The organism is Streptomyces sp. NPDC003077 (genome assembly GCF_040611095.1).
Taxonomy (GTDB): Bacteria; Actinomycetota; Actinomycetes; order Streptomycetales; family Streptomycetaceae; genus Streptomyces.
In genome coordinates this window covers 18,201-39,666 of sequence record NZ_JBEXNM010000050.1, presented here as the reverse complement: position 1 = coordinate 39,666, position 21,466 = coordinate 18,201, and the positions used below count along the sequence as shown (strand labels likewise).

17 protein-coding genes are annotated in these 21,466 nt (G+C 72.6%); 8 read left to right on the top strand and 9 right to left on the bottom strand.

Annotated features, from left to right (window positions below; genetic code table 11):
- Positions 1-382 precede the first annotated feature (382 nt).
- Together ABZX96_RS27450 and ABZX96_RS27445 are read right to left on the bottom strand one after the other, a co-directional pair.
- Entirely contained in the window at positions 383-913 is a 531-nt protein-coding gene (locus tag ABZX96_RS27450) for a DUF1990 domain-containing protein (RefSeq protein WP_355549523.1), read from the bottom strand.
- 98 nt (positions 914-1,011) lie between these two features.
- Positions 1,012-3,585 carry a polysaccharide lyase 8 family protein gene (locus tag ABZX96_RS27445; RefSeq protein ID WP_355549521.1) on the bottom strand — a complete coding sequence of 858 codons (2,574 nt, stop codon included), beginning with the start codon at positions 3,583-3,585 and terminating at the stop codon, positions 1,012-1,014.
- Positions 3,586-3,850: 265 nt separating this feature from the next.
- Here ABZX96_RS27445 and ABZX96_RS27440 point away from each other — a divergent pair, with 265 nt between their 5' ends.
- A complete protein-coding gene (locus ABZX96_RS27440) occupies positions 3,851-4,459 on the top strand; it encodes a dihydrofolate reductase family protein (RefSeq protein ID WP_355549519.1) in 609 nt (202 codons plus the stop codon).
- A gap of 73 nt (positions 4,460-4,532) precedes the next feature.
- Here ABZX96_RS27440 and ABZX96_RS27435 read toward each other — a convergent pair whose 3' ends face one another.
- Positions 4,533-5,297 carry a crotonase/enoyl-CoA hydratase family protein gene (locus tag ABZX96_RS27435; RefSeq protein WP_355549517.1) on the bottom strand — a complete coding sequence of 255 codons (765 nt, stop codon included), beginning with the start codon at positions 5,295-5,297 and terminating at the stop codon, positions 4,533-4,535.
- The gene (locus ABZX96_RS27430) at positions 5,294-7,069 is read right to left on the bottom strand and encodes an acyl-CoA dehydrogenase family protein (protein WP_355549560.1); all 1,776 of its coding nucleotides are present in this window, start codon (positions 7,067-7,069) and stop codon (positions 5,294-5,296) included. Before ABZX96_RS27430 ends, ABZX96_RS27435 begins: the two co-directional genes overlap by 4 nt.
- 446 nt (positions 7,070-7,515) lie before the next feature.
- Between ABZX96_RS27430 and ABZX96_RS27425 the strand changes: the two genes are divergently transcribed.
- The 5 genes from ABZX96_RS27425 to ABZX96_RS27405 all read left to right on the top strand — a co-directional run bounded on the left by ABZX96_RS27425 (position 7,516) and on the right by ABZX96_RS27405 (position 13,816).
- Positions 7,516-8,238, top strand: coding sequence for a PaaX family transcriptional regulator C-terminal domain-containing protein (locus ABZX96_RS27425; protein ID WP_355549558.1), 723 nt, complete (start codon positions 7,516-7,518; stop codon positions 8,236-8,238).
- Positions 8,239-8,451: 213 nt separating this feature from the next.
- Entirely contained in the window at positions 8,452-8,847 is a 396-nt protein-coding gene (locus ABZX96_RS27420) for a helix-turn-helix transcriptional regulator (RefSeq protein ID WP_355549515.1), read from the top strand.
- A 199-nt stretch (positions 8,848-9,046) separates the two neighbouring features.
- The gene (modA, locus tag ABZX96_RS27415) at positions 9,047-9,856 is read left to right on the top strand and encodes a molybdate ABC transporter substrate-binding protein (RefSeq protein WP_355549513.1); all 810 of its coding nucleotides are present in this window, start codon (positions 9,047-9,049) and stop codon (positions 9,854-9,856) included.
- Between the two features lie 194 nt (positions 9,857-10,050).
- Complete coding sequence (locus ABZX96_RS27410) at positions 10,051-12,264, top strand: ABC transporter permease (RefSeq protein WP_355549511.1); 2,214 nt, start codon at positions 10,051-10,053, stop codon at positions 12,262-12,264.
- Between the two features lie 883 nt (positions 12,265-13,147).
- On the top strand, positions 13,148-13,816 hold the full coding sequence (locus ABZX96_RS27405) for a transglycosylase family protein (RefSeq protein WP_355549509.1): 669 nt from the start codon (positions 13,148-13,150) through the stop codon (positions 13,814-13,816).
- Between the two features lie 231 nt (positions 13,817-14,047).
- Here the strand turns inward: ABZX96_RS27405 and ABZX96_RS27400 are convergent, their stop codons facing one another.
- A complete protein-coding gene (locus ABZX96_RS27400; protein ID WP_355549507.1) occupies positions 14,048-15,523 on the bottom strand; it encodes an amino acid permease in 1,476 nt (491 codons plus the stop codon).
- 257 nt (positions 15,524-15,780) lie between these two features.
- Between ABZX96_RS27400 and ABZX96_RS27395 the strand changes: the two genes are divergently transcribed.
- A complete protein-coding gene (locus ABZX96_RS27395) occupies positions 15,781-16,677 on the top strand; it encodes an ABC transporter ATP-binding protein (RefSeq protein ID WP_355549505.1) in 897 nt (298 codons plus the stop codon).
- The gene (locus ABZX96_RS27390; protein WP_355549503.1) at positions 16,674-17,333 is read left to right on the top strand and encodes a hypothetical protein; all 660 of its coding nucleotides are present in this window, start codon (positions 16,674-16,676) and stop codon (positions 17,331-17,333) included. Before ABZX96_RS27395 ends, ABZX96_RS27390 begins: the two co-directional genes overlap by 4 nt.
- 50 nt (positions 17,334-17,383) lie before the next feature.
- Here the strand turns inward: ABZX96_RS27390 and ABZX96_RS27385 are convergent, their stop codons facing one another.
- From ABZX96_RS27385 to tgmA, 4 genes are all read right to left on the bottom strand, one after another.
- Entirely contained in the window at positions 17,384-18,562 is a 1,179-nt protein-coding gene (locus ABZX96_RS27385) for a lactonase family protein (RefSeq protein ID WP_355549501.1), read from the bottom strand.
- Between the two features lie 202 nt (positions 18,563-18,764).
- Positions 18,765-19,907, bottom strand: a complete 1,143-nt coding sequence (locus ABZX96_RS27380) for a protein-L-isoaspartate(D-aspartate) O-methyltransferase (RefSeq protein WP_355549500.1) — start codon at positions 19,905-19,907, stop codon at positions 18,765-18,767.
- Positions 19,895-20,842: an MvdC/MvdD family ATP grasp protein gene (locus ABZX96_RS27375; protein WP_355549498.1), complete on the bottom strand. Its 948-nt coding sequence runs from the start codon at positions 20,840-20,842 to the stop codon at positions 19,895-19,897. The genes ABZX96_RS27380 and ABZX96_RS27375 overlap by 13 nt, the downstream gene beginning before the upstream one ends.
- Positions 20,839-21,120 carry a putative ATP-grasp-modified RiPP gene (gene tgmA / locus ABZX96_RS27370; protein ID WP_355549496.1) on the bottom strand — a complete coding sequence of 94 codons (282 nt, stop codon included), beginning with the start codon at positions 21,118-21,120 and terminating at the stop codon, positions 20,839-20,841. The genes ABZX96_RS27375 and tgmA overlap by 4 nt, the downstream gene beginning before the upstream one ends.
- Between the last annotated feature and the right edge of the window lie 346 nt (positions 21,121-21,466).

Here is a 21,466-nt window from a genome sequence, read left to right as displayed (position 1 = left end):
CCGCGCGGCGGAAGCGGTCGCGAGTCGCCGGCCGGCGGGGATCTCAGCCGCCGAGCGACCCTGGGCTCACCATAGGCCGGGGGTTCGACCTGCGCACTTCGCCGCTGGGGCGGCACGCGGTGGGGTGGCGGGGCCGGTGGACGGCCGGGAGGGGGCGTTGTTGCCCTCCTTCGTCCGGGCGGACGGGCGGGTGGGTGCACGGGCGGATGGGTGCACGGTGCGCGTGGACGACGGGCGGGTGGCGACGCCGTGCGCCGGGCGGTGCGGGCGCGGCGCGAGCGCCTGCGCCCCTGTGGGGACGGGGCGCGAGTGAAAGCCGTCGTCACGCTCGGCGACCTGGTCACTCGTCCGGCGGCACCATCAGGATCAGCCGCCCACCAAGTCAGCCGCCCACCAGCCTTCGCAGGCTCTTCCCGTAGTAGCGCGCGTAGCCCCGTTGGAAGGCCGGGCCCACGGGTCCGGCGAGCCGGGTGTACCAGAGCCCCGGTCGGCTGAACGCCGTGACGGTGACCCACACCGAGCCGTCCGCCCGCAGCGTCACCACGAACGACTCCTCGCCGCACTCCGGATGGCCCGGCAGCGTCCCGTACGCGAAGCCGATGCGGTCGTCTTCGTGCACGGACCACACCACCCGGCACGGCGCGGTCACGCGGAACGGGCCGATGCCCAGCGCGCACTCCACCACCGCGCCGGGTACCGCCCGCGCCCCGGCCGGGCTCACCCGGAGCCCGGCCGCCCGGTGCATCCGGAAGGCGGTGACCGCCTCGCCCGCGGTCTCGAACACCGACCGGCCGTGCCCGATCCACGTCGCCTCATGGATGTGGTGGTAACCGGGCGGCAGCGGGGAGCGCCGGGTGGCCCCTTCCTCGGCGTACGTGAGGGCGGGGCCGTGGCCCGGAGGCGCGTCGGTCATGGCGGTTGCTCCTTGTGGTACGCCGGGCGTGTGCGGACGCCTTTTCGTACAGCGGTCGGTACGTCCGACGGTACGCGTCCTGGGAATGCCTCGCGGCGTCAGGGACCGGCAGGTACTCGGGCCGGTCCGTGCGCCTGAGCCAGCCGTACGACGACCCGTTGGGTCACCCCCGCCGTGCGGGTGAGATCGCCGAAGGTCAGGGACAACCGGGAGCCGGTGGCCGCCGTGAGGAGGGTGGCGGGCCGGGCCAGGACGGCGGTCACCGGGCGCCTCCAGGTGAGCCGCAGACCGGTGCGGGAGCGCGTCGGATCGCTGACGCACACCACGGCGGTGCCGTCACCCCGCTCGCGCACCATGACGCTCGCGGGACCGTCGACGCTGAGCGATCCGGCGTCGAGCGATCCGGCATTGAGCGATCCGGCGTCGGGCGATCCGGCATTGAGTGATCCGCCGTCGGGCGATCCGGCGGCGAGAGGCCCCGCGGTGCCGCCGACCGTGCCCGCCTCCCAGAAATTGGCGCCGGCGAAGCCGAGCGAGGGCACCGCCACCGCCTGGACCGCGGCGGTGTTGGCCAGGACGCGCAGCCAGCGGGTGTCCGCCGCCCGTGCCGCCGTACGGGCGGCGCTCGCCCCGGGCATCAGCACGTACGCGTACGAACCGGCGACCGGATCGGTGCCGTGGCCGGTGAGCAGGGTCAGGTAGCGGCGTTCGATCGGGGCCGGCGAACCGCCCTGGTTGATATCCCGCCACGCGCCGGTGCGCCGCTCGCGGAGCGCCGTCAACGTCGTGCCGCCCGGGAAGACGTACCCGGCGTGCCCGGCCAGGTGCGCCCAGCGGGCGCCGGGCAGCGTGGCCGACCACGGGTAGGCGGTGGGGCGTGGCCGCCCGTCGATCGTCAGGGCCGCACGCCCGGAGGAGCCCAGGTTGCGGTTGTCGACGATCGTTTCGACCGGACGACCATCGCGGGCGGAGATGCCCGCGCCCAGGCAGACCACCGCGTCCTTCAGGAAGAACCAGGACTTCCGGGCTTCGAGCGTGCTCGACAGCCCCTTGAGGTGCTGCCCGGCGCAGCCGTACGTGCCGTCGTCGCTGCCGCCCACCCAGGCCGCGTCCGGCCGGGGCACACCCCAGGCGCCGCCCTCGCCGTCCGCGAGCGGCTTGCGCGAAACGGTGGTGCCGGGCAGCCGCAAGGGGTCCACGGTGGGCCAGAACGCGTCGCTGTACTGACCGTTGGCGAACGTATCGCCCCACCAATAGAGCATTCCGGCGCCGGTGTGCCAGCCGCGGACGTTCTCGCCGTTGCCGTGCTCGTAGTACGTGATGCGCCGGGAGGCCATGGACAGGGACGCGGCCCAGCCGGGGCGGCGGTGCGTCACCCGGTCCATGCCGGGGAACTGCCGGTGGGCGATCGGTTCGGGGAGGGCGGTCACGGCGTCGTCGTCCAGCACGCCCTTGACGCGGGCGAGCGCCGCGATCGACAGCGTGGGGTTCTCCAGCACCGGGGCGTAGTGATCGCGCTGGAACCAGCCCTTGGCCAGCCGCTGCCAGCGGGCCCGGGCCGCCTCGTCCGCGCCCTCGCCGAGCAGCAGGATCGAGGCGATCACCGGGTGCCCGCGCGTGTGGTCGCTGGTGCGCACCGAGGCCGGGCCGGAGGCCGAGACGCCCCGGCTGACGGCCCGTCCGGACACGCCGTCCATCATCAGGCCGTTGAAGAGGAACGGCGCGTACGCGTGCTCGACGGCGTCCAGGACGACGCTCCGGTTCGGGTCGGCGACGGCCCACGGGGAGCCGTCGAGCAGCGCGAACAGCCTGCTCAGGCCGTCGATCAGGACCGCTCCGTACGAGCCGGTGTACGGCACCCAGGTGTGCTGCACGATCGACCCGTCGGCGTAGAGGCCGTCACCCGAGGTGACGTACGGGAAGACCGGGGAGAGCGCGTCGCGGGCCAGTGCGACCTTCGCGGCGACGCCACCGAGGAGGCCCCGCAGGGCGAGGACCCGGCACAGGTCCACGCGGTTGGCGCCGGTGCTGGTGCCCGTGTAGGAGCCGACGGCGGAGTCGGGGACGAAGGCGTCCACCGCCGCGAGGTAGCGCGTCAGCCGGTCGGCGGGCAGCGCCCCGTCCAGCAGGACGCAGACGTCCAGCAGCGCCTGGGGCGCGCCGATCTGCCAGTTGTACCAATTGCCGTAGCGGGTGGTCCGTTCGTTGTAGACCTGCTCGTAGAGGTGGTCCAGGCCGGTGCGCAGCGCCTCGGCCAGCGCGGGGGCACCCGTCAGACCGGTACCGGGCTGGGCGTACGCCTCGGCCATCGTGCGCAGCCGGACGTAGCTGCGCTGCAGGTTCTCCGAGTGGGCGAAGGACTCCGGATCGGTGTCCGGCTCGGGGTCGGCGAACACCGCGTCCGGCCACAGCGACCCCGGCACCGGCGCCATGGCGGCGCGCAGCCGCGCGGCCTCGGCGCCGAGCGCGGCGAGCCGGTCCTTGAACGGCTGTTCGGTGGGGCCGAACCCGCTGCCGAGCAGGAGTCCGCGCCACTTGGCACGCAGGGCGGCGAACGCGTCGGGCCCGGGCGCCCGCCGGACCGAAGCCGCGGCGGAGAGCCCCGGGGTGGCGGCGACGAGGACGGGCACAGCGGTGAACAGGAGGGAACGGCGGGACCACGGACGCGTCATGGGGCCTCCGTAACGGGAGGTGGGGGAGCGCGCCGACGGACGCGGCGTGCCCGTATGAAACCCGACGGGGCGCGAACGCTCAAGGGTGCGCGAAGAACGATCAAAACGGTCGTTCGGAAGGGCGATGAGCGCCGGGATCAGGAAGGGAAGACGCCGTGTCCGCTTTTCGCGTGTCGCGCGTCCGGGCCCCTTCCGCCCACCCCACGCTGCCGCTAACAACGCAACCACGCACCAAGCGGAGAACCCGAGCGGAAGGACGCGGAAGATGAGGAAGCTCGCCGTGAACACCTTCTTGTCCCTCGACGGGGTCATGCAGGCCCCGGGCGCGCCGCGGGAGGACGTCAGCGGTGGCTTCGCGCACGGCGGCTGGACGGTGCCCTACTGGGACGAGCGGATGCAGCAGCTCATGATCGAGGCGCTGTCCAGGCCGTTCGCCCTCGTCCTCGGACGCCGGACCTACGACATCTTCGCCGGTTTCTGGCCGCACGCCGGGGACGCCGCCGAGGCCAAGCCGCTCAACGACGCCACGAAGTACGTCGCGTCGCGGAGCCGCCCCGCGCTGTCGTGGAGCAATTCGGTGCTGATCGAGGGGGACGTGGTCGAGGGCATCGCGGCGCTCAAGCAGGAGGACGGCCCGGAACTCCAGGTGCACGGCAGCGCCGACCTGATCCAGACGCTGCTGCCGCACGGCCTCATCGACGAGTACCGCCTGTGGATCTTCCCGCTCGTCCTCGGGACGGGCAAGCGCCTGTTCGCGGACGGCACCCAGCCCGCCGGTCTGCGACTCGTCCACCACGAGGTCTTCGCGAGCGGCGTCGTGATGGGGACGTACGAACCGGCCGGCGAGGTCGTGACCGGGTCGTTCGCGGAGTGAGGGAGGCTGACGGGCCGAGGGGCTGACGGGCCGAGGGGTTGGGGGAACAAGGCGGGGGCATGGCTGGCGTCCCTCACTCGTCCGCGGCCCCATGCCGACCCGCTCCAGCACTGAACCGCGCCGCGCCCTCGGCCGCCTCCGCCAGCACCCCGCTTCCGTGCCGGAACTCGACCGCCAGCGCCTCGGCCTCCGGGAGCCCTTCCTGCTCCAGCACGGCCGCCCGGTCGCTGCGCAGGCAGGCCTGCGGCAGGCGGGCGAGCCCGGCCGCCAGCCGCTCGGCCTCCGCCCGGGCCTCGCCGTGCGGCACGACCCGGTTGACCAGGCCCATGTCCAGGGCCTCCGGGGCCGCAACCGGCCGACCGGTCAGGATCATGTCCAGCGCCCGGCCGGTGCCGACGATCCGGGGCAGCCGTACCGTCCCGCCGTCGATCAGCGGCACGCCCCAGCGGCGGCAGAACACCCCGAAGACCGCGTCCTCCTCCGCGACCCGCAGGTCGCACCAGAGGGCGAGTTCCAGGCCGCCCGCGACGGCGTGGCCGCTCACCGCCGCGATCACCGGCTTGGCCAGCCGCATCCGGGTCGGCCCCATCGGCCCGTCCCCGTCCGGGGCGACGCGGTTGCCGCGCCCGGCGGCGACGGCCTTGAGGTCGGCGCCCGCGCAGAACGTCCCGCCCTCGCCCCACAGCACCGCCGCGCGGGCCCCCTCGTCCCGGTCGAACGCGCGGAAGGCGTCGGCCAGCCGCGCGGCGGTGTCCGCGTCCACGGCGTTGCGGGCGGCGGGCCGGGACAGCACCACCGTCGTCACCGGCCCGGCCCGCTCGACGCGTACGGAGGTCACCGGGCCGTCTTTTCGGAGGGCGCGATACGGGCCGTCTCTTCAGAGGGCGCGACGCGGGCTGTCCCTTCAGGGGACGCGGTTCGGGCCGTCTCTTCAGGTGACGTGGTTTGGGCGCGCTCCAGGATGGCCGTCAGATCGGCCCCGGTCGGCAGCGTGCCGTAGGCGTGCCCCCACTCGCCGCCGAGCCGCGAGGCGCAGAAGGCGTCGGCGACCGCCGGGTGGCTGTGCCGGACGAGCAGGGAGCCCTGGAGCACCAGGGACATGCGTTCCGCCAGCGTGCGGGCCATCAACTGCGCCCGCTCAGGGTCGGTGGCGTGCCCCAGTGCCGTGCGGAGCCCCGCGACCGCGGCGTCCAGATGGCGGTCGGCGCCCGCCGCCGCGTCCACCTCGGCGAAGAAGGCGTCGAGGGCGGCCGGTTCCTTGGCCAGCACGCGCAGCACGTCCAGCGCGGAGACGTTGCCCGAGCCCTCCCAGATGGACAGCAGCGGCGCCTCCCGGTAGATGCGCGGCATCCCGGACTCCTCGACGTACCCGTTGCCGCCCAGGCACTCCAGCGCCTCGGCCGCGTGCGTGCTGCCCCGCTTGCACACCCAGTACTTGCCGGCGGCCAGGCCCAGCCGGCGCAGCCCGGCCTCGGCGGCGTCCCCGGCCAGCGAACGGTCCACCGCAGCCGCCAGCCGCAGCCCCAGCACCGTGGCGGCCTCCGACTCGATCGCCAGGTCCGCCAGCACGGCCCGCATCAGCGGCTGGTCGGCGAGCGCGCGGCCGAACGCCCGGCGGTGCGCGGTGTGGTGCAGCGCCTGCCGCAGGCCCGCCCGCATCCCGGCGGCCGACCCGAGCACGCAGTCCAGCCGGGTCATGTTCACCATCTCCACGATGGTCCGCACCCCGCGCCCCGGTTCACCGACCGGCCAGGCCACCGCCCCGTCGTACTCGATCTCCGCCGACGCGTTGGAACGGTTGCCCAGCTTGTCCTTCAAGCGCATCAGGTGCATCGGGTTGCGGGTGCCGTCGGGCAGCACGCGGGGAAGCAGGAAGCAGCTCGGCCCCTCCTCCGTCTGGGCGAGCAGCAGGAAGACGTCACTCATGGGCGCCGAGGTGAACCACTTGTGACCGGTGATCCGGTACGTGCCGTCGCCGGCGGGCACCGCGCGGGTGGTGTTGGCCCGGACGTCCGAACCGCCCTGCTTCTCGGTCATCGACATGCCCGCGATCAGCCCGGCCTTGTCCAGCGGGGGCCGTAGGCCGTAGTCGTACGTGCGGGCCGACAGCAGCGGTTCGTACCGCGCCGCCAGCTCGGGCGCGGCGCGCAGCGCGGGCACGGCGGCATACGTCATGGAGATCGGGCAGCCGTGGCCCGGCTCGGCCTGCGACCACACGTAGAACTTGGCCGCGCGCAGCAGGTGGGCGCCGGGCCGCGCGTCCGCCCAAGGCGCGGCGTGCAGGCCGTTCTCGACCGCGGCGGTCATCAACTGGTGCCACGCCGGATGGAATTCGACCTCGTCGATCCGGTGCCCGAACCGGTCGTGGGTGCGCAGCCGAGGAGGCTGTTCCTCCGCCATGCGGGCCTGCTCCCGCACGGCTTCCGTACCGGCCAGCGCGCCGAGTTCGCGCAGCTCCCGCTCGCCCCAGCCCGCGCCCTCGCGGCGCAGCGCCTCCAAGAGGGCCGGTTCGTCCGCGGTGCTGAAACCGGTCAGCGGGGGCGCCTGGTTGAGGACTTCGTGGGTGACGGTGGTGCGGCCGGTCGGGTGGCCTTCGGGAGTGACGGTCATGTGGCCGGTCGGACGGCCTCCGTGGGTGACGGTCATATGGTGGACGTTACAGAAAGCCGACAGGCGTGGAAAGGCTGTAATGGCTAGGATTCCGGGCGGGTGACGCGGGTCCGTCCGGGGCCGGGACCTGCGACCCCCGGGCGGAATGGGACCGGCCGGTGGACGGCACGGGATCGGCGAGCCGGTGGAACGGAGCTCGCGAGCGGACGGAACGGAACGGGACCGGCGAGGCGCGCGGCCGGAAGCCCTCCCCGGCCGTACCGGTTCGGGTGCACCCGAAAGTGGCGGGGCGGAGGGGGACAGGCGATGCCGGGGGAGAGGGTGAGGGGTACGTGGGCGGGCGGCTGAAGGACAGCGGGCGGGAGCAGCCGCGGAGCAGTGGGCGGGAACCGGCCCCGGAGCGGGCGCTCGCCCGGGGGAACGAGCCGCCGGACGACGGCGAGTCCCTGGGGCTCCGGCCGCTCACCGCGCGCTCCATCGTGTTGAGCACGTTGCTCGGCCACCATCCGCCCCGGCTGCCCGCGCGGGCGCTGGTCCGGGTCGGCGAGCTCTTCGGCGTCGCCGAGGGCACCGTCCGCGTCGCCCTGTCGCGGATGGTCGCCGCGGGAGACCTCCGGTACGACGACGGCGCGTACGCGCTCCCCGCCCGCCTGCGGGAGCGGCAGGCCCGCCAGGACGACAGCCGTGCGCCCCGGGTCCGCCACTGGAGCGGGGAGTGGGAGGTCGCCGTGGTCACCGCCGAACGCCGTCCCGCCGCCGAGCGCACCGCGCTCCGCCAGGCGATGTCCGACCTGCGGCTCGCCGAACTGCGTGAAGGAACGTGGCTGCGTCCGGCCAACCTGGACCGGGCCCGGCCCGCCGTCGTCAGCGGCTCGTGCACCTGGTTCACCGCCGCCCCGGAGGGAGACCCGGCGGAACTGGCGCGGGGCCTGTGGGACCTGGCCGGGTGGGCCCGGCGCGCGCACGCGCTGTCCGATGCGCTGGCCGGGGACGGCCCTCTGCCCGAGCGGTTCACGGTCGCGGCGGCGGCGCTGCGCCACCTCGTCGCCGACCCGCTGCTCCCCGAGCCGTTGCTGCCCGCCGACTGGCCGGGGGACGAACTCCGCTCCCGTTACGACACGTTCGCCGCCGAGCTGGGGGAGTCGCTGCGGCGGTACACCGCGCCGTAAGGGGCATACCGGGGACGATGCCCGTCATGGGGCATACCGCACGGTGAGGGCAACGCCGGGGACGACGCCCGTCATGGCGCACACCAAGACCCTCGGTCAGGGAACAGGTCCGAGCCAGCGCTTTGGCACTTCCTCCAAGCCCCCTCGCACCTGCCAGGTGTGTTCCACCTGATTAATTGCAGATGAGCGGTGATCTGCCCTACGGTGCCGCACATGCAGTCCTACACCATCGGTCAGGCGGCACGTCTGCTCGGCGTGAGTCCGGATACGGCCCGCCGCTGGGCGGACGCCGGGAAGATCCCCACCCTCAGGGACGAGACCGGCCGCCGGCTGATCGACGGCCGTGACCTGGCCGCCTTCTCGACCGAACTGGCGCGGAACGGCAACGGTGAGGAGGACGCCTCCGTCACCTCCGTCCGCAACGCCTTCCCCGGCATCGTCACGGCCATCAAGCTCGGCGACGTCGCGGCCCAGGTGGAGATCCAGGCGGGGCCGCACCGGCTGGTCTCCCTGCTCACCCGGGAAGCGGTGGAGGAACTGGGGCTGGAGGTCGGGATGCGGGCCACCGCCCGCGTGAAGTCGACCAACGTCCACATCGACCGCGTCTGACGCGGCGCCGTCTCCGTGCCTGCTCCGCGCTCCGGCGTGCGGCGCCGTGCCCGAACGGTGATGCCCCCTGCATGGGTGGTGATGGCCTCCCCCGCATGGGGGTGACGCCTTCCCCCGCAATGAGGGTGACGCCTTCCCCGCATGGGGCCGGACGGCCTTCGCTCGTCCGCTCATTCGCTCGTCCCAAAGGAGCCGTTCCATGTTCCGCACCTCCGCCCGTGTCCTCGGCCCACGCGTGTCCGCCCGGCGGCGCGCAGCCGCCGCTGTGGTGACGGCCGCGCTGATCCTGCCGCTCGCCACGGCGTGCGGCGGCGGGGACGACGACGCCGGGAAGGAGAGCGGCAAGACCACCATCAAGGTGCTCGCCGCGGCCTCGCTCACCGACGTCTTCGCCAAGGCGGGGGCCGCGTACGAGAAGGAGCACCGCGACACCGTCGTGAAGTTCTCCTTCGCCGGGTCCCAGCAGCTCGCCGCGCAGGTCAAGCAGGACTTCCCGGCCGACGCCCTGGTCACCGCGGACACCAAGACCATGGACCGGCTCGCGGCCAAGACCTCCGAACCCACCGTCATCGCCAAGAACCGCCTGGTCATCGCCACCGCCGACGGCAACCCGAAGCACATCGAGAGCCTGAAGGACCTGACGGACAAGGACCTCAAGGTCGTCCTGGCCGCGCCCGCCGTCCCCGTGGGCCGCTACAGCAAGAAGGTCCTGGACCAGCAGGGCCTCCACGTCGAGCCGCTTTCCCAGGAGCAGGATGTGCGCGGGGTGCTCAGCAAGGTGGAGCTGGGCGAGGCGGACGCCGGGATCGTGTACGCGACGGACGCGATGACGGCCCCCGGCAAGGTCGACGCCGTGAAGATCCCCGACAGCCAGAACGCCGTCGCCGAGTACCCGGCGGCCACCCTCAAGGTCTCCGAGCACGGCAAGAAGGCCGAGGCGTTCGTGAAGTGGCTCGGCGGCCCGGAGGCGCAGCGCATCCTGCGGGACGCCGGGTTCCAGAAGCCCTGATCCGCCGGCCCCTGGGCGCCGGGCCCGGTCGGCGCGCCCCCTGGCGCCCGTCGTGAGCGCCCCGGCGCCCTCCGTCCGTTTCAGATCGTTTACGACGAACGGAAGAGAAGCGCTGACCGATCCTGATCAAGCTCGGTCAAGTCCTGACCCGAAGCCCGGCACCCCAAGGCCCACACCCAAAGGCACGGCCCGTCATGACCCGTGAACCCCGCACCCGCAGGACCGCACCGAAACGCCGCGCCCCGCTCGCGCTCGCGCTGCCCGCCGCGGTGGCGGTGGCGTTCCTGCTGATCCCCATGGCCGGGGTGCTCACCCACACCTCCTGGGGGGAGCTGGGGGCGCACCTCACCGCGCCGCAGAGCACGGAGGCGCTGCGGGTCTCCCTGGTGGTGTCGTTCTGGGCGCTGGGGCTCTCGCTGCTGCTCGGGGTGCCGCTGGCGTGGCTGCTGGCCCGTGCGGAGTTCCCGGGCAAGGCGCTTGTGCGGTCCCTGGTCCTGCTGCCGATGGTGCTGCCGCCGACGGTGGGCGGCGTGGCGCTGCTGCTCGGTTTCGGGCGGCGGGGGCTGCTGGGGAGGTGGCTGGAGGACTGGTTCGGCCTCCAACTGCCCTTCCACACCGCCGGCGCGGTGGTCGCCGCCACCTTCGTGTCGATGCCGTTCCTGGTCATCAGCCTGGAGGGGGCGCTCGCCGGGCTGCACCGCCGGTACGAGGAGACCGCCGCCTCGCTCGGCGCCTCACCGGTCCGGGTCTTCCGCACCGTCACGCTGCCGATGGTCGCCCCCGGGCTCGCCGCCGGTGCGGCGCTGACCTGGGCGCGGGCGCTGGGGGAGTTCGGCGCCACGATCACCTTCGCGGGGAACCTCCCCGGCACCACCCAGACCCTGCCCCTCCAGGTCTACCTGCTCCTCCAGGACAGTCCGGAGGCCGCCACCTCCGTCTCCCTCCTCCTGCTGGCCATCGCCATGGCGGTGCTCGTCGCGCTGCGCGGCCGGTGGGCCGTCGGCGGCACCCTCAAGGGGCGCACGCGCAGCGGCGCCCCGGACAGCCGGGACGGCGGGGCGGGCGGCGGGGGCGTCCTGATGGACGCCCGGGACGACCGGACGGACGGCCGCGCGGAGCGGGCCGGGAACGGGGCGGAATCCGGGGCATCGGCGCACGACGCCGGTGCGGGGAGGCACCACGCCGGGGTGCGGACGCACGGGACGGCGACGGCCGTGCGGACCACGACCGGCGGTCCCGTGGATCAGCCGGGTGCCGGTCACTCCGACGCGGACGGCCCCGAGGCGAACGGTTTTGAGGCGAACCCGCCCACCCCCGCACGTCCGCGGCCGTCCGTCCCGCACCGGGGGCGCACGGACGAGGCCGCCGCCGCGCGCCGGCCCCTGCACGCCGACGTCACCGGGTTCACGCAGCTCACGCTGGACGCCGAACCCGGCACCACCATCGCGGTCGTCGGGCCCAACGGCGCGGGCAAGACCACGTTGCTGCGGGCGTTGCTCGGCCTCACCCCGAGGGCGCACGCCGCGCTGACCCTCGGCGAACGGGACGTCACGGTGCTTCCCCCGCACCGCCGCGACATCGCCTGGGTCCCCCAGGACGGCGCGCTCTTCCCGCACCTGACGGCGCTGGGCAACACGGCGTACGGGCTGCGCGCGCACGGGACGTCCCGGGCGGAGGCCCGGTGGGAGGCGCAGGGGTGGCTGGACCGGCTCGGCGTCGGGCACCTCGCGGACCGCCGTCCCGCGCAGCTCTCCGGCGGCCAGGCAGGCCGGGTGGCGCTGGCCCGCGCGCTGGCCGCGCGTCCGCGTTTGCTGCTGCTCGACGAGCCGCTCGCCGCACTGGACCAGACCACCCGGACCCAGGTGCGCCACACCCTGCGCCGCCACCTCGACGGCTTCGGCGGCGTGTGCCTGATCGTCACCCACGACCCGGTGGAGGCGGTGTCGCTGGCGGACCGGGTGCTCGTCCTGGACGGCGGGCGTCCCCTCCAGGACGCGGCGCCCGCCGAGGTCACCCGGCACCCCCGTTCTCCCTGGGTGGCCCGGATGCTGGGACGCAACGCCTGGTCGGGGACGGCCACCGGGGACGGTCTGGAGGTGGCCGGCGGCGGCCGTCTGGTGGCGGCCGATCCGCTGCCCGAGGGCACCGAGGCGCTGGCGGTCATCGGACCGGAGGCGGTGTCCGTCCACCGCGAGCGCCCGTCGGGCAGTCCGCGCAACGTCTGGCCGGGCAAGATCCGCGAGATCACCGCGCTGGGCAGCCGCCTGCGGGTGCTCGTCGGCTCGTCCGAGGTCCCCGACCTGGTCGCCGAGGTCACCCCGCAGGCCGCCGCCGAACTCCGCCTGGGCGAGGACATGGAGGTCTGGATCAGCGCCAAGGCCACCGAGGTCACGCTCGTGCCGGTGTGAGGCGACGCTCGGGGCCGAGGTCAGAAGCCGGGCGTGAGCTGCACGGCCCGAGCGCAGGTCACAAGGGCTGAGCCCACGGCCCGAGCGCACGTCACAAGGGCTGAGCCCATGGCCCGGGCACGAGCCCCGAGCCCAACTCGCCAGCCCCGAGCCCCTCACGAGCCCCGGCCCACGACCCGGACGCGAACCCCGAAGCCCCGCCCCGACCTCCAGCCCCCCGACGGCCGCGCCGAGCCGCCGCTCGGGAAACCTCCGGCGGAGGCACGCCGCCCGCCCGGCCCGGGGGCGCCCGGGGGAACGCGATACGGCGTGTGCGGGGGACGCCCGGGGCGCGCGCGTCCGCTGGCCGCGACGGCCCCCGGCCCCGGTGCGCGACACGTCGGATGAGGGGTACGGCCCGGGGACCCGGCCCCCGTGCGACAGTTTCCGCGCGCGGCGAGACGGGCCCGCACCCACCGGTGCGCAGCCGCCACCGCGTAGGGCTCGCGCGCGGTGTGTGCGCACCTCCGCCGCGCGTGAACCGGGTCCGGCGGACGAACGCGGCGGACCACCCGGCTCATTCGGGGTGTCCGGCGGTGGGCGTTCCGGATGGCCGTGAAGGGGAACTCCGGTGTGCGCCTTCGCGGAAAAGGTGCGCCCCTTCCCGTCGATAGGCGCGTCATGCGACGCCTTTGTCCGCCATCCCGGCGGGGGGAGGCAGGTCGGCTGTCCATGGCGCTTCCGCGCGCTCTCCCGATGCCATATCGGTGCGTGCTTGTCTCTTACTCGTCGAGAATTCGCGGCGGCTCACCGGACGGCGAATGCGGGCGTCCGGGAAAACGGCACCGCCGCGTTTCCGAACTGCCGTCAGGAAACTGAACGGCGAGTGACAGGGAGTACCTGCATGACATCAAACCAGGTAACGGAACCGACTGTCCGAGGCGAATACGGAAATCGCGTTCTCAGCGGTTTCGCCGCGCTGGCCGTCCTCGCGGGGGCGGGGACGCTGACCCTCGTGGCCGGGGACCAGGCCGAAGCCCGCGGGGGCGGGATCTGGACCCGGCTCGCCGTGTGCGAGAGCGGGGGCAGGTGGCACATCGACACCGGGAACGGCTTCTCGGGCGGGCTGCAGTTCAGCCACTCCACCTGGCGGGCGTTCGGCGGTGGGGCGTACGCGAGGCGTGCGGCGCACGCGACGCGGAGCCAGCAGATCCGCATCGCCGAACGCGTTCTGGCCCGTCAGGGCTGGGGTGCCTGGCCGGCCTGCTCGGCCAGGCTGGGCCTGCGCTCGGCCGGCGCGCGGCCGGCCGCGGCCGAGGTCGCGTCGGCCGCGCGCGGCACCGACGCGCCGGCCCGGCGCTCGCACACCGGAACGACGCACGAGCGCCACGCGGCATTCACCAAGCCGTCCGGAATTCACGTCGTCATCAAGCCCGGTGACACCCTCAGCGGCATCGCGTCCGCGCACGGCGTCGACTGGCGGGAACTCCACCGGCTGAACCGACGGCTGATCGGAGTGAATGCGCACATCATCCTGCCGGGCGTGCGCATCATCGTTCCGGGCGTCCTCTGAGTCCGCGCGGGTGAATCCGCCGCACGCCTTCGCCGGGATTATTCCGAGTCCCGCGACGACCGGCGTGCGGCGGTTCCGCGATGTCCGGAAAGGGCATGGCAGGTTCCTGGAAAGAGTACGGCAGGCGCCCGGAAAGGGCATGCAATGCGCGGGTGGCGCACCGTGAAACCGTCTTTCCGGAGGAATTCCGAGGCGGCTTTTCGCATCCCTTGTCGGGTTTTCCCGCCGACTTCACCGCTTTTCGGCCACCGGGCCACATCCGTCCGCCTCGCCGACCGCAGCCCCACTCCGCCCCGTCCTCGGCCCCCGGAGGCTCGTCCCCCGTCGCCGCCGCAGCTCGTACCCCGCCAGGACGACGGCCACCGTCAGCAGGCTCAGCCAGAACTGCGTACGGCTGTCCGGAAGGAAGGCCATCGCGCCGATGACGGCGGTCATGAGCGCGATGGTCACCCAGCTCAGCCCCGGGAACAGCCACATCCGCAGGGTCAGCCGCTCCGGCTCGGTCCGTTCGAGCGTGCGCCGCATCCGGACCTGGGCGACGGCGATCGCCAGGTACACGAACAGGGCGATCGCCCCGTACGAGTTGATGAGGAACTCGAACACCACGTCGGGCGACACCCACGCCGCGATCACCGACAGGTAGCCGACCGACGTCCCCGCGAGCAGTGCCCGCCGCGGCACCCCGCTCCGGCTGACCGCGGTGAACGCCCGCGGCGCGTCACCGTTGCGGGTCAGCGCGAACAGCATCCGCGACGAGGTGTAGAGCGCGGAGTTCAGGCAGGACAGCACGGCGACCAGGACGACGGCGTTCATCACCGTCCCGGCCGCGGGCACCGCCAGCCGCTCCAGCACCGCCGCGTACGGACTGACCTCGATGGCCCGCGACGTCCACGGCACCACCGCCACCACCAGGAAGACCGACAGGACGTAGAAGGCCACCACCCGCAGCACGATGGACCGGATGGCGTTCGCCACCGCGCGCTCCGGTTCGGCGGACTCGGCCGCCGCGATGGTGACGATCTCCGCCCCCGTGAAGAACCCGATGCACGGCACCACGGCGGCGAGCACCGCCCCGACACCCGCGGGCGCGAAGCCCCCGTGCGCCGTCAGATTCGCCAGGCCGCCCGGGGAGTCGGGCCACAGCCCCAGCACGTACAGCGCCCCGAGGAAGAGGAAGACGAGGATGGCGAGCACCTTCACGGACGAGAACCAGTACTCGAACTCGCCGAAGGAACGGGCGGACACCATGTTGGTCGCGGTCAGCAGCGCCATCAGGACCAGGCTCACCGCCCACAACGGCGCGCCCGGCAGCCACAGTTGGACGATCCGCCCGCCCGCCACCGCCTCGACGGCCACCACGATCACGAAGAAGTACCAGTACAGCCAGCCCACCGTGAAGCCCGCGCGGTGGCCCAGCGTCTCGCGCACGTGCGCGTAGAAGGAGCCCAGCGCCGGGCGCGCCACCGTCATCTCCGCCAGCATCCGCATGATCAGAACGGTGAGCGCCCCGGCCGCCAGGAACGACAGCACGGCCGCGGGCCCGGCCGACCGCACCACCACGCCGCTCCCCACGAACAGGCCGGCGCCGATCACCCCGCCCAGCGCGATCAGGTTCATGTGGCGGCGCTTGAGGCCCTGGCGCAGCTCGCCGGGGGCGGGCCGGGGCGGTACGGCGGCCGGGGCCTGGGGTGACGTTCCGGTACTCATGTGGGGCGAGGCTAATCCGGTAATCCTGCGGGGCTGTTGCCGCAGTGTTGCGGTCGTGCGGGGCGGCGTCGCGGGGGCGCACCCTCGGTCGGTTCGCTCGCCGGCGCGCGGATCGAGGACGGGCCGGACCGGCTCGCCGCCCTCTTCGCGGTGCGAGGCCGTGTGCGCACCGCGCCCCCGCGGCTTGTGCCGAGCGGAGGACGGGCGCCGTAATCTGCACCCCACTCGGCGCCCTCCGCACGGACAAAGGAGTTCACTTGTTACGACTTGAAGCAGTGAGCAAGCGCTACGGCCGTGGCGACTGGATTCTGAAGGACGTCGACGTGGAGGCCCCGGCGGGAGACGTCGTGGCGTTCGCGGGCGGGAACGGCTCGGGGAAGTCGACCCTGCTGCGCATCGCGGTCGGGCTGTCCCGGCCGACCGGCGGCAAGGTGGCCGCCCGGCCACCGGTCGTCGGCTACGTCCCCGACCGCTTCTCCCCGAACGAACGGATGTCGGCCGTGGCCTACCTGACCCACATGGGCCGGGTGCGCGGACTGACCACCTCCGAAGCCGCCACGCGCGCCCACCGGCTGCTGGACCGGCTGGCCCTGGTGGGCGGCAGACAGGCCCCGCTGCGGAGCCTGTCGAAGGGCAACGCACAGAAGGTCGCGCTCGCCCAGGCTTTGCTGGTGGAGCCCGGGCTGCTCGTGCTGGACGAACCGTGGTCGGGCCTGGACGCGGACGCCCACGGAGTCCTCGCCGAGATCATGACCGAGGTCGCCGCCGCCGGCGGCACGGTCGTCTTCACCGACCACCGAGAATCGGTGACCCGGGCCCGGGCCACGCGGACCTACACCGTCAGCGAGGGACGCGTCTCCTTGCGCGGCCCCGAACCCGAGCGGACCGCGCCCCGGCCCTCGTCCGACATCGTGCTGACCCCGGCCCGGACGGGCGCCGCGCCCCGGGACCTGGACTGGGCGCGGATGGACGGCGTGCTGACGGTGCGCCGCGAGAAGGCGGCGATCAGGATGACCGTGGCCCGCGAGAGAAGCGACACCCTCCTGTTCACCGCACTCCGACACGGCTGGTCCGTCGAACGCGTGACACGGACGACGGGAACGACGGCGGACCACCGCACACCGGACGTCGTCGCCCAGGGAGGCACCCGGTGATCGCGCTCATCCGCTACACGTTCGCCACCGTGCTGCACACCCAGCGCTACGTCGCCCCGCTGCTCCTGTTCATGGGCTTCCTGGGCATCCTCACGGTCAACGGCAGCGGCCCGCTGCCCCCCGCCTACGCCTCGTCCGGCGGCGCGCTGTTCGTCTGCTCGACGTGGCTGACCATCGCCCTGATGAGCCTGGACGACCCGCCCCAGCGCGCCATCGTCGTCGTCAGCTCCGGCGGCCGATCCCTGAAGGTCCTGCTCGCGGCCATCGCGACCGCCCTGCTGAGCTGCCTGGTCCTGATGGTCTTCGGCCTCGTCTTCCCACTGCTGATCGGAAGCTACGACGTCACCGCGAACGATCTCCTGCTGGGCGTCGAAGCACAGCTCACCTGCGCCCTCGTCGGCATCGCCATCGGCGTGCCGTGCTCACGGCTGCTCTTCAAGCGCCAGGGTTACGCCCTGGTGGCCGCACTCGCGCTGGTGATGGCCGCCCTCTTCGCCAAGGGCATGCCGCCCGTGAACCGCCTGTTCACCCTCATGGCGACGACCCCCGACGCGGCGAAGCTGCTGGGGCCGACGGCCGGCATGCTGCTGATCGCGGCGGTGATCCTGGTGGTGTTCGTGGCGGCCACCCAGTTCGTCGCCACGCGGAGGGAGTGAGCCGCCGGCACACGCTTCGGACCGGCCCACGTCTTGGACCGGCGTATGCCTCACAGCGGCACCACGCAGACCGGCGACGGCGCCGCGAACGGCTCGCCCAGCCGCCGGAGTTCGCCGCGCTTCGGGTCCACCGCGAACACGGTCACCGTCCCCGACCGCTGGTTCCCGGCGAAGAGCAGGTCGCCCGCGGGCGAGAAGGCCAGGTGCCGCGGGAAGTCCCCGCCCACCGGGACGGTGCCCAGCAGCCGCAACCGGCCGCCGCCCGCCTCCACCGCGTACCGCGTGAGGCTGTTGTCACCGCGGTTGGCGAGAAAGGCGAACCGCCCGTTGCGGGTGACGAGGAACTGGGCGGGGTAACTGGTCCCCGGCCCGGTCCCGGTGGACTGCGGTTCACCCGGACTGAGCCGCCCGTTGGCAGGGTCGTACGCGCAGACCACCACCGTGTTGTCCACCTCGTTGGCCAGGTACGCGTAGCGCCCGGACGGGTGGAAGGTGAGGTGCCGGGGACCGGCCCCCGGCCGCGGCGTCACCGCCGACACCCGGCGCAGCCGCCCGCTCAGCCCGTGCAACCAGTAGGTGTAGACCGTGTCATTGCCCAGATCGACGGCGAGCACGTACCGCCCGTCAGGCGCGGTGACGATCTGGTGGGCGTGCGGCCCGCTCTGCCCAGGGCCGGGCGGCGGAGCGGTGTGCGCGACCAGGTCCGTCCGGTCTCCCAACGCCCCAGTGAGCACGTCGATGGGGTGCACGGCGACGCTGCCGGACCCGTAGTTGGCGCTCAGCAACCACCGCCCGCTAGGGTGGACGGACAGATGGCAGGGCCCGCCACCACCGGTCGAACGACTGCCGAGCACCCGATGCCGGCCGTCCGCGCGCAGCGCGATGGCGGTGACCGTGCCCTCCTCCCGCTCATTGACCGCGTAAAGGGTCCGGCGGCAGGCGGACAGGGCGAGGTAGGACGGGTCCGGCACGCCCGTCAGCACACCGGTGGCGGTGATCTCCCCGGTCACCGCGTCGTACGTGCCCAGCCCCACCCCGGTGCCGGCGCCGGGACCCGAGGTGTACGTCCCCAGGAACAGCGGCCGGTCCCGGCGCGGCGGGACCGGGGACGTGACAGGGCGCGCCTGCGCGGGCGCCGCGTCCCCGACCACGGCCGGCGCCAGGGCCCCGGCCGCCAGCGTCCCGAGGAAGCGCCGGCGGTCGAACCACGTGCGTGCTGCCCTGCTCATGCCACACCCCGTCAAATTTGTTTTCCGGGCCTCGCTTGTCGTGGACGTGGCAGACAGGGTGGCCCGGACGCTCACCCGGGACAAGAGCCCCCACATGAATTGCGCGCAGCGCGACGAGTCGCCGGACGGCGGCCCCGCCGCGCAGGACGACGGCACCGCGTCTCAGCGTGCCGATCGCGATATCGGCGGCAGTATTGCCAGATCAGCGCAAGACCCACGAATCGCCCTCAGGGCTCCGGTACCAGAGGCGATGCGTCCCGTCGTTGCCGACCGTAAGTCCGAACTTGTCCCAGTGCGGCCGACCGTTGTCAGCCCACCAGGTCCAAACCCTCTCGACGTCTTCCCAGACGCTCTCGCCCTGCTCACGGAAGACGGGACGAGCCCCCTCCTGCCGCGTGTACACGGCTTCCCCCCAGCGCCCATCGGGCAGCACCAGGCGACGCGTTGTCCGGCCGCCATCGGTGCCGAACTGGAGGTTGACACCGGGCAGGTGCGCGGCGAGCAGGAACAGGAAGTGGTGGTTGCCGAAGTCGGCCAGTGGCACGTCCGTCCACCCTTCGGCCGTCGATGACAGGTCGGCCTGGGGCATGTCCTGCTGCTCGTGCCTGGCAGGCATGAAGGAGCCGCCACGCTTCAGGAAGGGGCCCTCAAGGGCTCCTTTCTTCTTGGCGTCCAGAACCACCAGTCCCGAGCTGATCGGACCGAAGATGTTCGCGATGATTCGCCCGCCCGGAGCTACAGCCCACCGGATCGAGTCCGTCACTCGTGGCAGGCCGAAGGAGAAGACGATCCTGTCGAACTGCCTTTTCCAGTCCCACTTCGTGGCATCGGCCCGGATCACCGTGGGGCTGTACCCCAACTCGTCCAAGCGCTTGTGAGCCGGCTCGGTGGTACCGATATCGCCGGCGGTCAACTGATGAGAGTCGCGAAGGCAGTGAGCGATCAGAGCAGCCTGGTATGCCGTTCCCAGGCCGGCATCGAGGACATCGTGCTCCGGCCTGATGCCGAGTGCTTCGAGCATCCGAACGACGAGACCAGGCTGAGTGCTTGAAGAGGTGGGGTGCCCGTTCCAGCCGCCTTCCACCTGCTTGGCGGTCTTCGGGTCGAGTTCTGTGACCAGAGTCGTGTTCGAGTAGATCGGTGACAGCCAGGCGTCGCCGTCGGTGTCTTTTCGTTCCACCCAGAGAGTTGGCGATCCCCCGGAGGCCTCGAAGTAGTGGGGCAGGAAGACATGGCGAGGCGTGCTGATCACAGCCTCTCGTAGCCGCGATGACGTCAAGTCTCCGGATTCTTCGAGTGTGGTGGCGAGCATGCGAGCGTGGCGTTCCCAGTTCACGTTGTGCACCAGTCCTCCAGAGTGCGGGAGATCGCGGCAGCCAAGGGGAGGCCGGGAGAGTTGAGCCAGGCCCACTGGCCGGAAGGATTGGCCTCCAGGAAGACCCACTCCCCAGAGGGCTGGACGATGAAGTCGGCCGCCAAGTAGGAAAGCCCCATGACGGCGGCGTAGCGCCTGAGCGAGGACTCGACTGAGCCCGGCGTTTCAATCGGTGTGATCGCGAGCGCGTCGTAGTCGGTTCGCCAGTCGATGCGGGCCTCTTCGCTTCCAGCATCGATTCGGGCGCTGCAACAGCGCTGTCCAATGAGCATGGTGCGAACCTCGTAGTCCTTGACGATCCGCTCTTGGAACAAGTGGGTGGTCACGTTCACCCCGGCAAGATGGTCAAGGCTCACGGCTCTCGTGAACATCTGCTCGTAGCCGTCCTCATGGGACACGACGGGAATGCCCAGCGGCTTGGTGACGAGAGGCGCGGCGATGAGCTCGGCGAAGCGCCTGACGGCCTGCGCGTCCGTCGTGACCAAAGTCCGCGGAGTCGCGAAGCCGGCCATGTCGGCCACCTGGAGTTGCCGGGGCTTGAACTCGGCAGCGGACGCTTGGGAGGGGTGGTTCATGAAGGGAGCGTCGAGGCTCACCAGAACCCCACCGAAACCGATCCGAGCAGCCCCACGCGCGAAGTGCTCGTCGGCCTCTGAGAGGCCGGGGAACCGGAACGTGCCGGGACGGTTCCAGTAGACAGCCTTGATGTTCGCCAGTTCGACGGAGCGGTGCGCGTTGGCGAGGGCACCTTCCCAGCGGCCGTCGTTGAAGCTCGCGCGGAACTCCAGTTCAACAGGGAACCGAGCGGTGTCCATCCGGAAGACGGGGAGGCCCGCCGAAGCCAGCTCACCGACGATGAGGTCGGTGCCGGCATCGAACGGGCCGTCCACTACGAGCACGGTCACTCGATGAATCCGGGGTCGTCGCCCTCGTCGTGCGGGGGAGGGTTCTTCGGGTCGCCATCGGGGTTGGTCTTCTGGCTGGTGGCCATTGCCACCAGCGGCGTTCCGTCCTCCGAGAAGGCGGTTTGCGTCACCGGGTCGTAAACGCGGGTCTCCGTACGCGGATGCGTCAAGGCGATGCTGTGATACCTCGCCCCTTCCAGCGCGTACGGACGCAGGCCCACAGGGCGGGCGGCGACCGGGGACGGCCGCCCGAGTGGAAGTGCCTCGATCAGTTTCACATCGCTCCTCTGATGGGATGGAACCGGGTTGGCCCAGCTCCTCGGTGGGGGTGGGAGCCATCCAGTAAGAAGCTGGGAGTTTGCCCCGAACCCCGATGGACGGGCCTTGTGGACCACCGAGGCTCGGGTGTCTTGGCCGGAAAGGCGATCGCGGTCGGCACGCCCAGAATTGTTCCGATCACACAGAACGCCAGGAGCGTTCCGGTGCACTGGCCGTCAGGGGACGGGAGGCTCTTCATGGCTGCCCTCGGAAGTACAGGGCTGTCGGCAAGGCCCCTGCGGCAAAGGGGTAGTTCCTTCCTGAGGTGGACTTGGACCGGGTCCGGTGACTCCAAGTGAACGACAC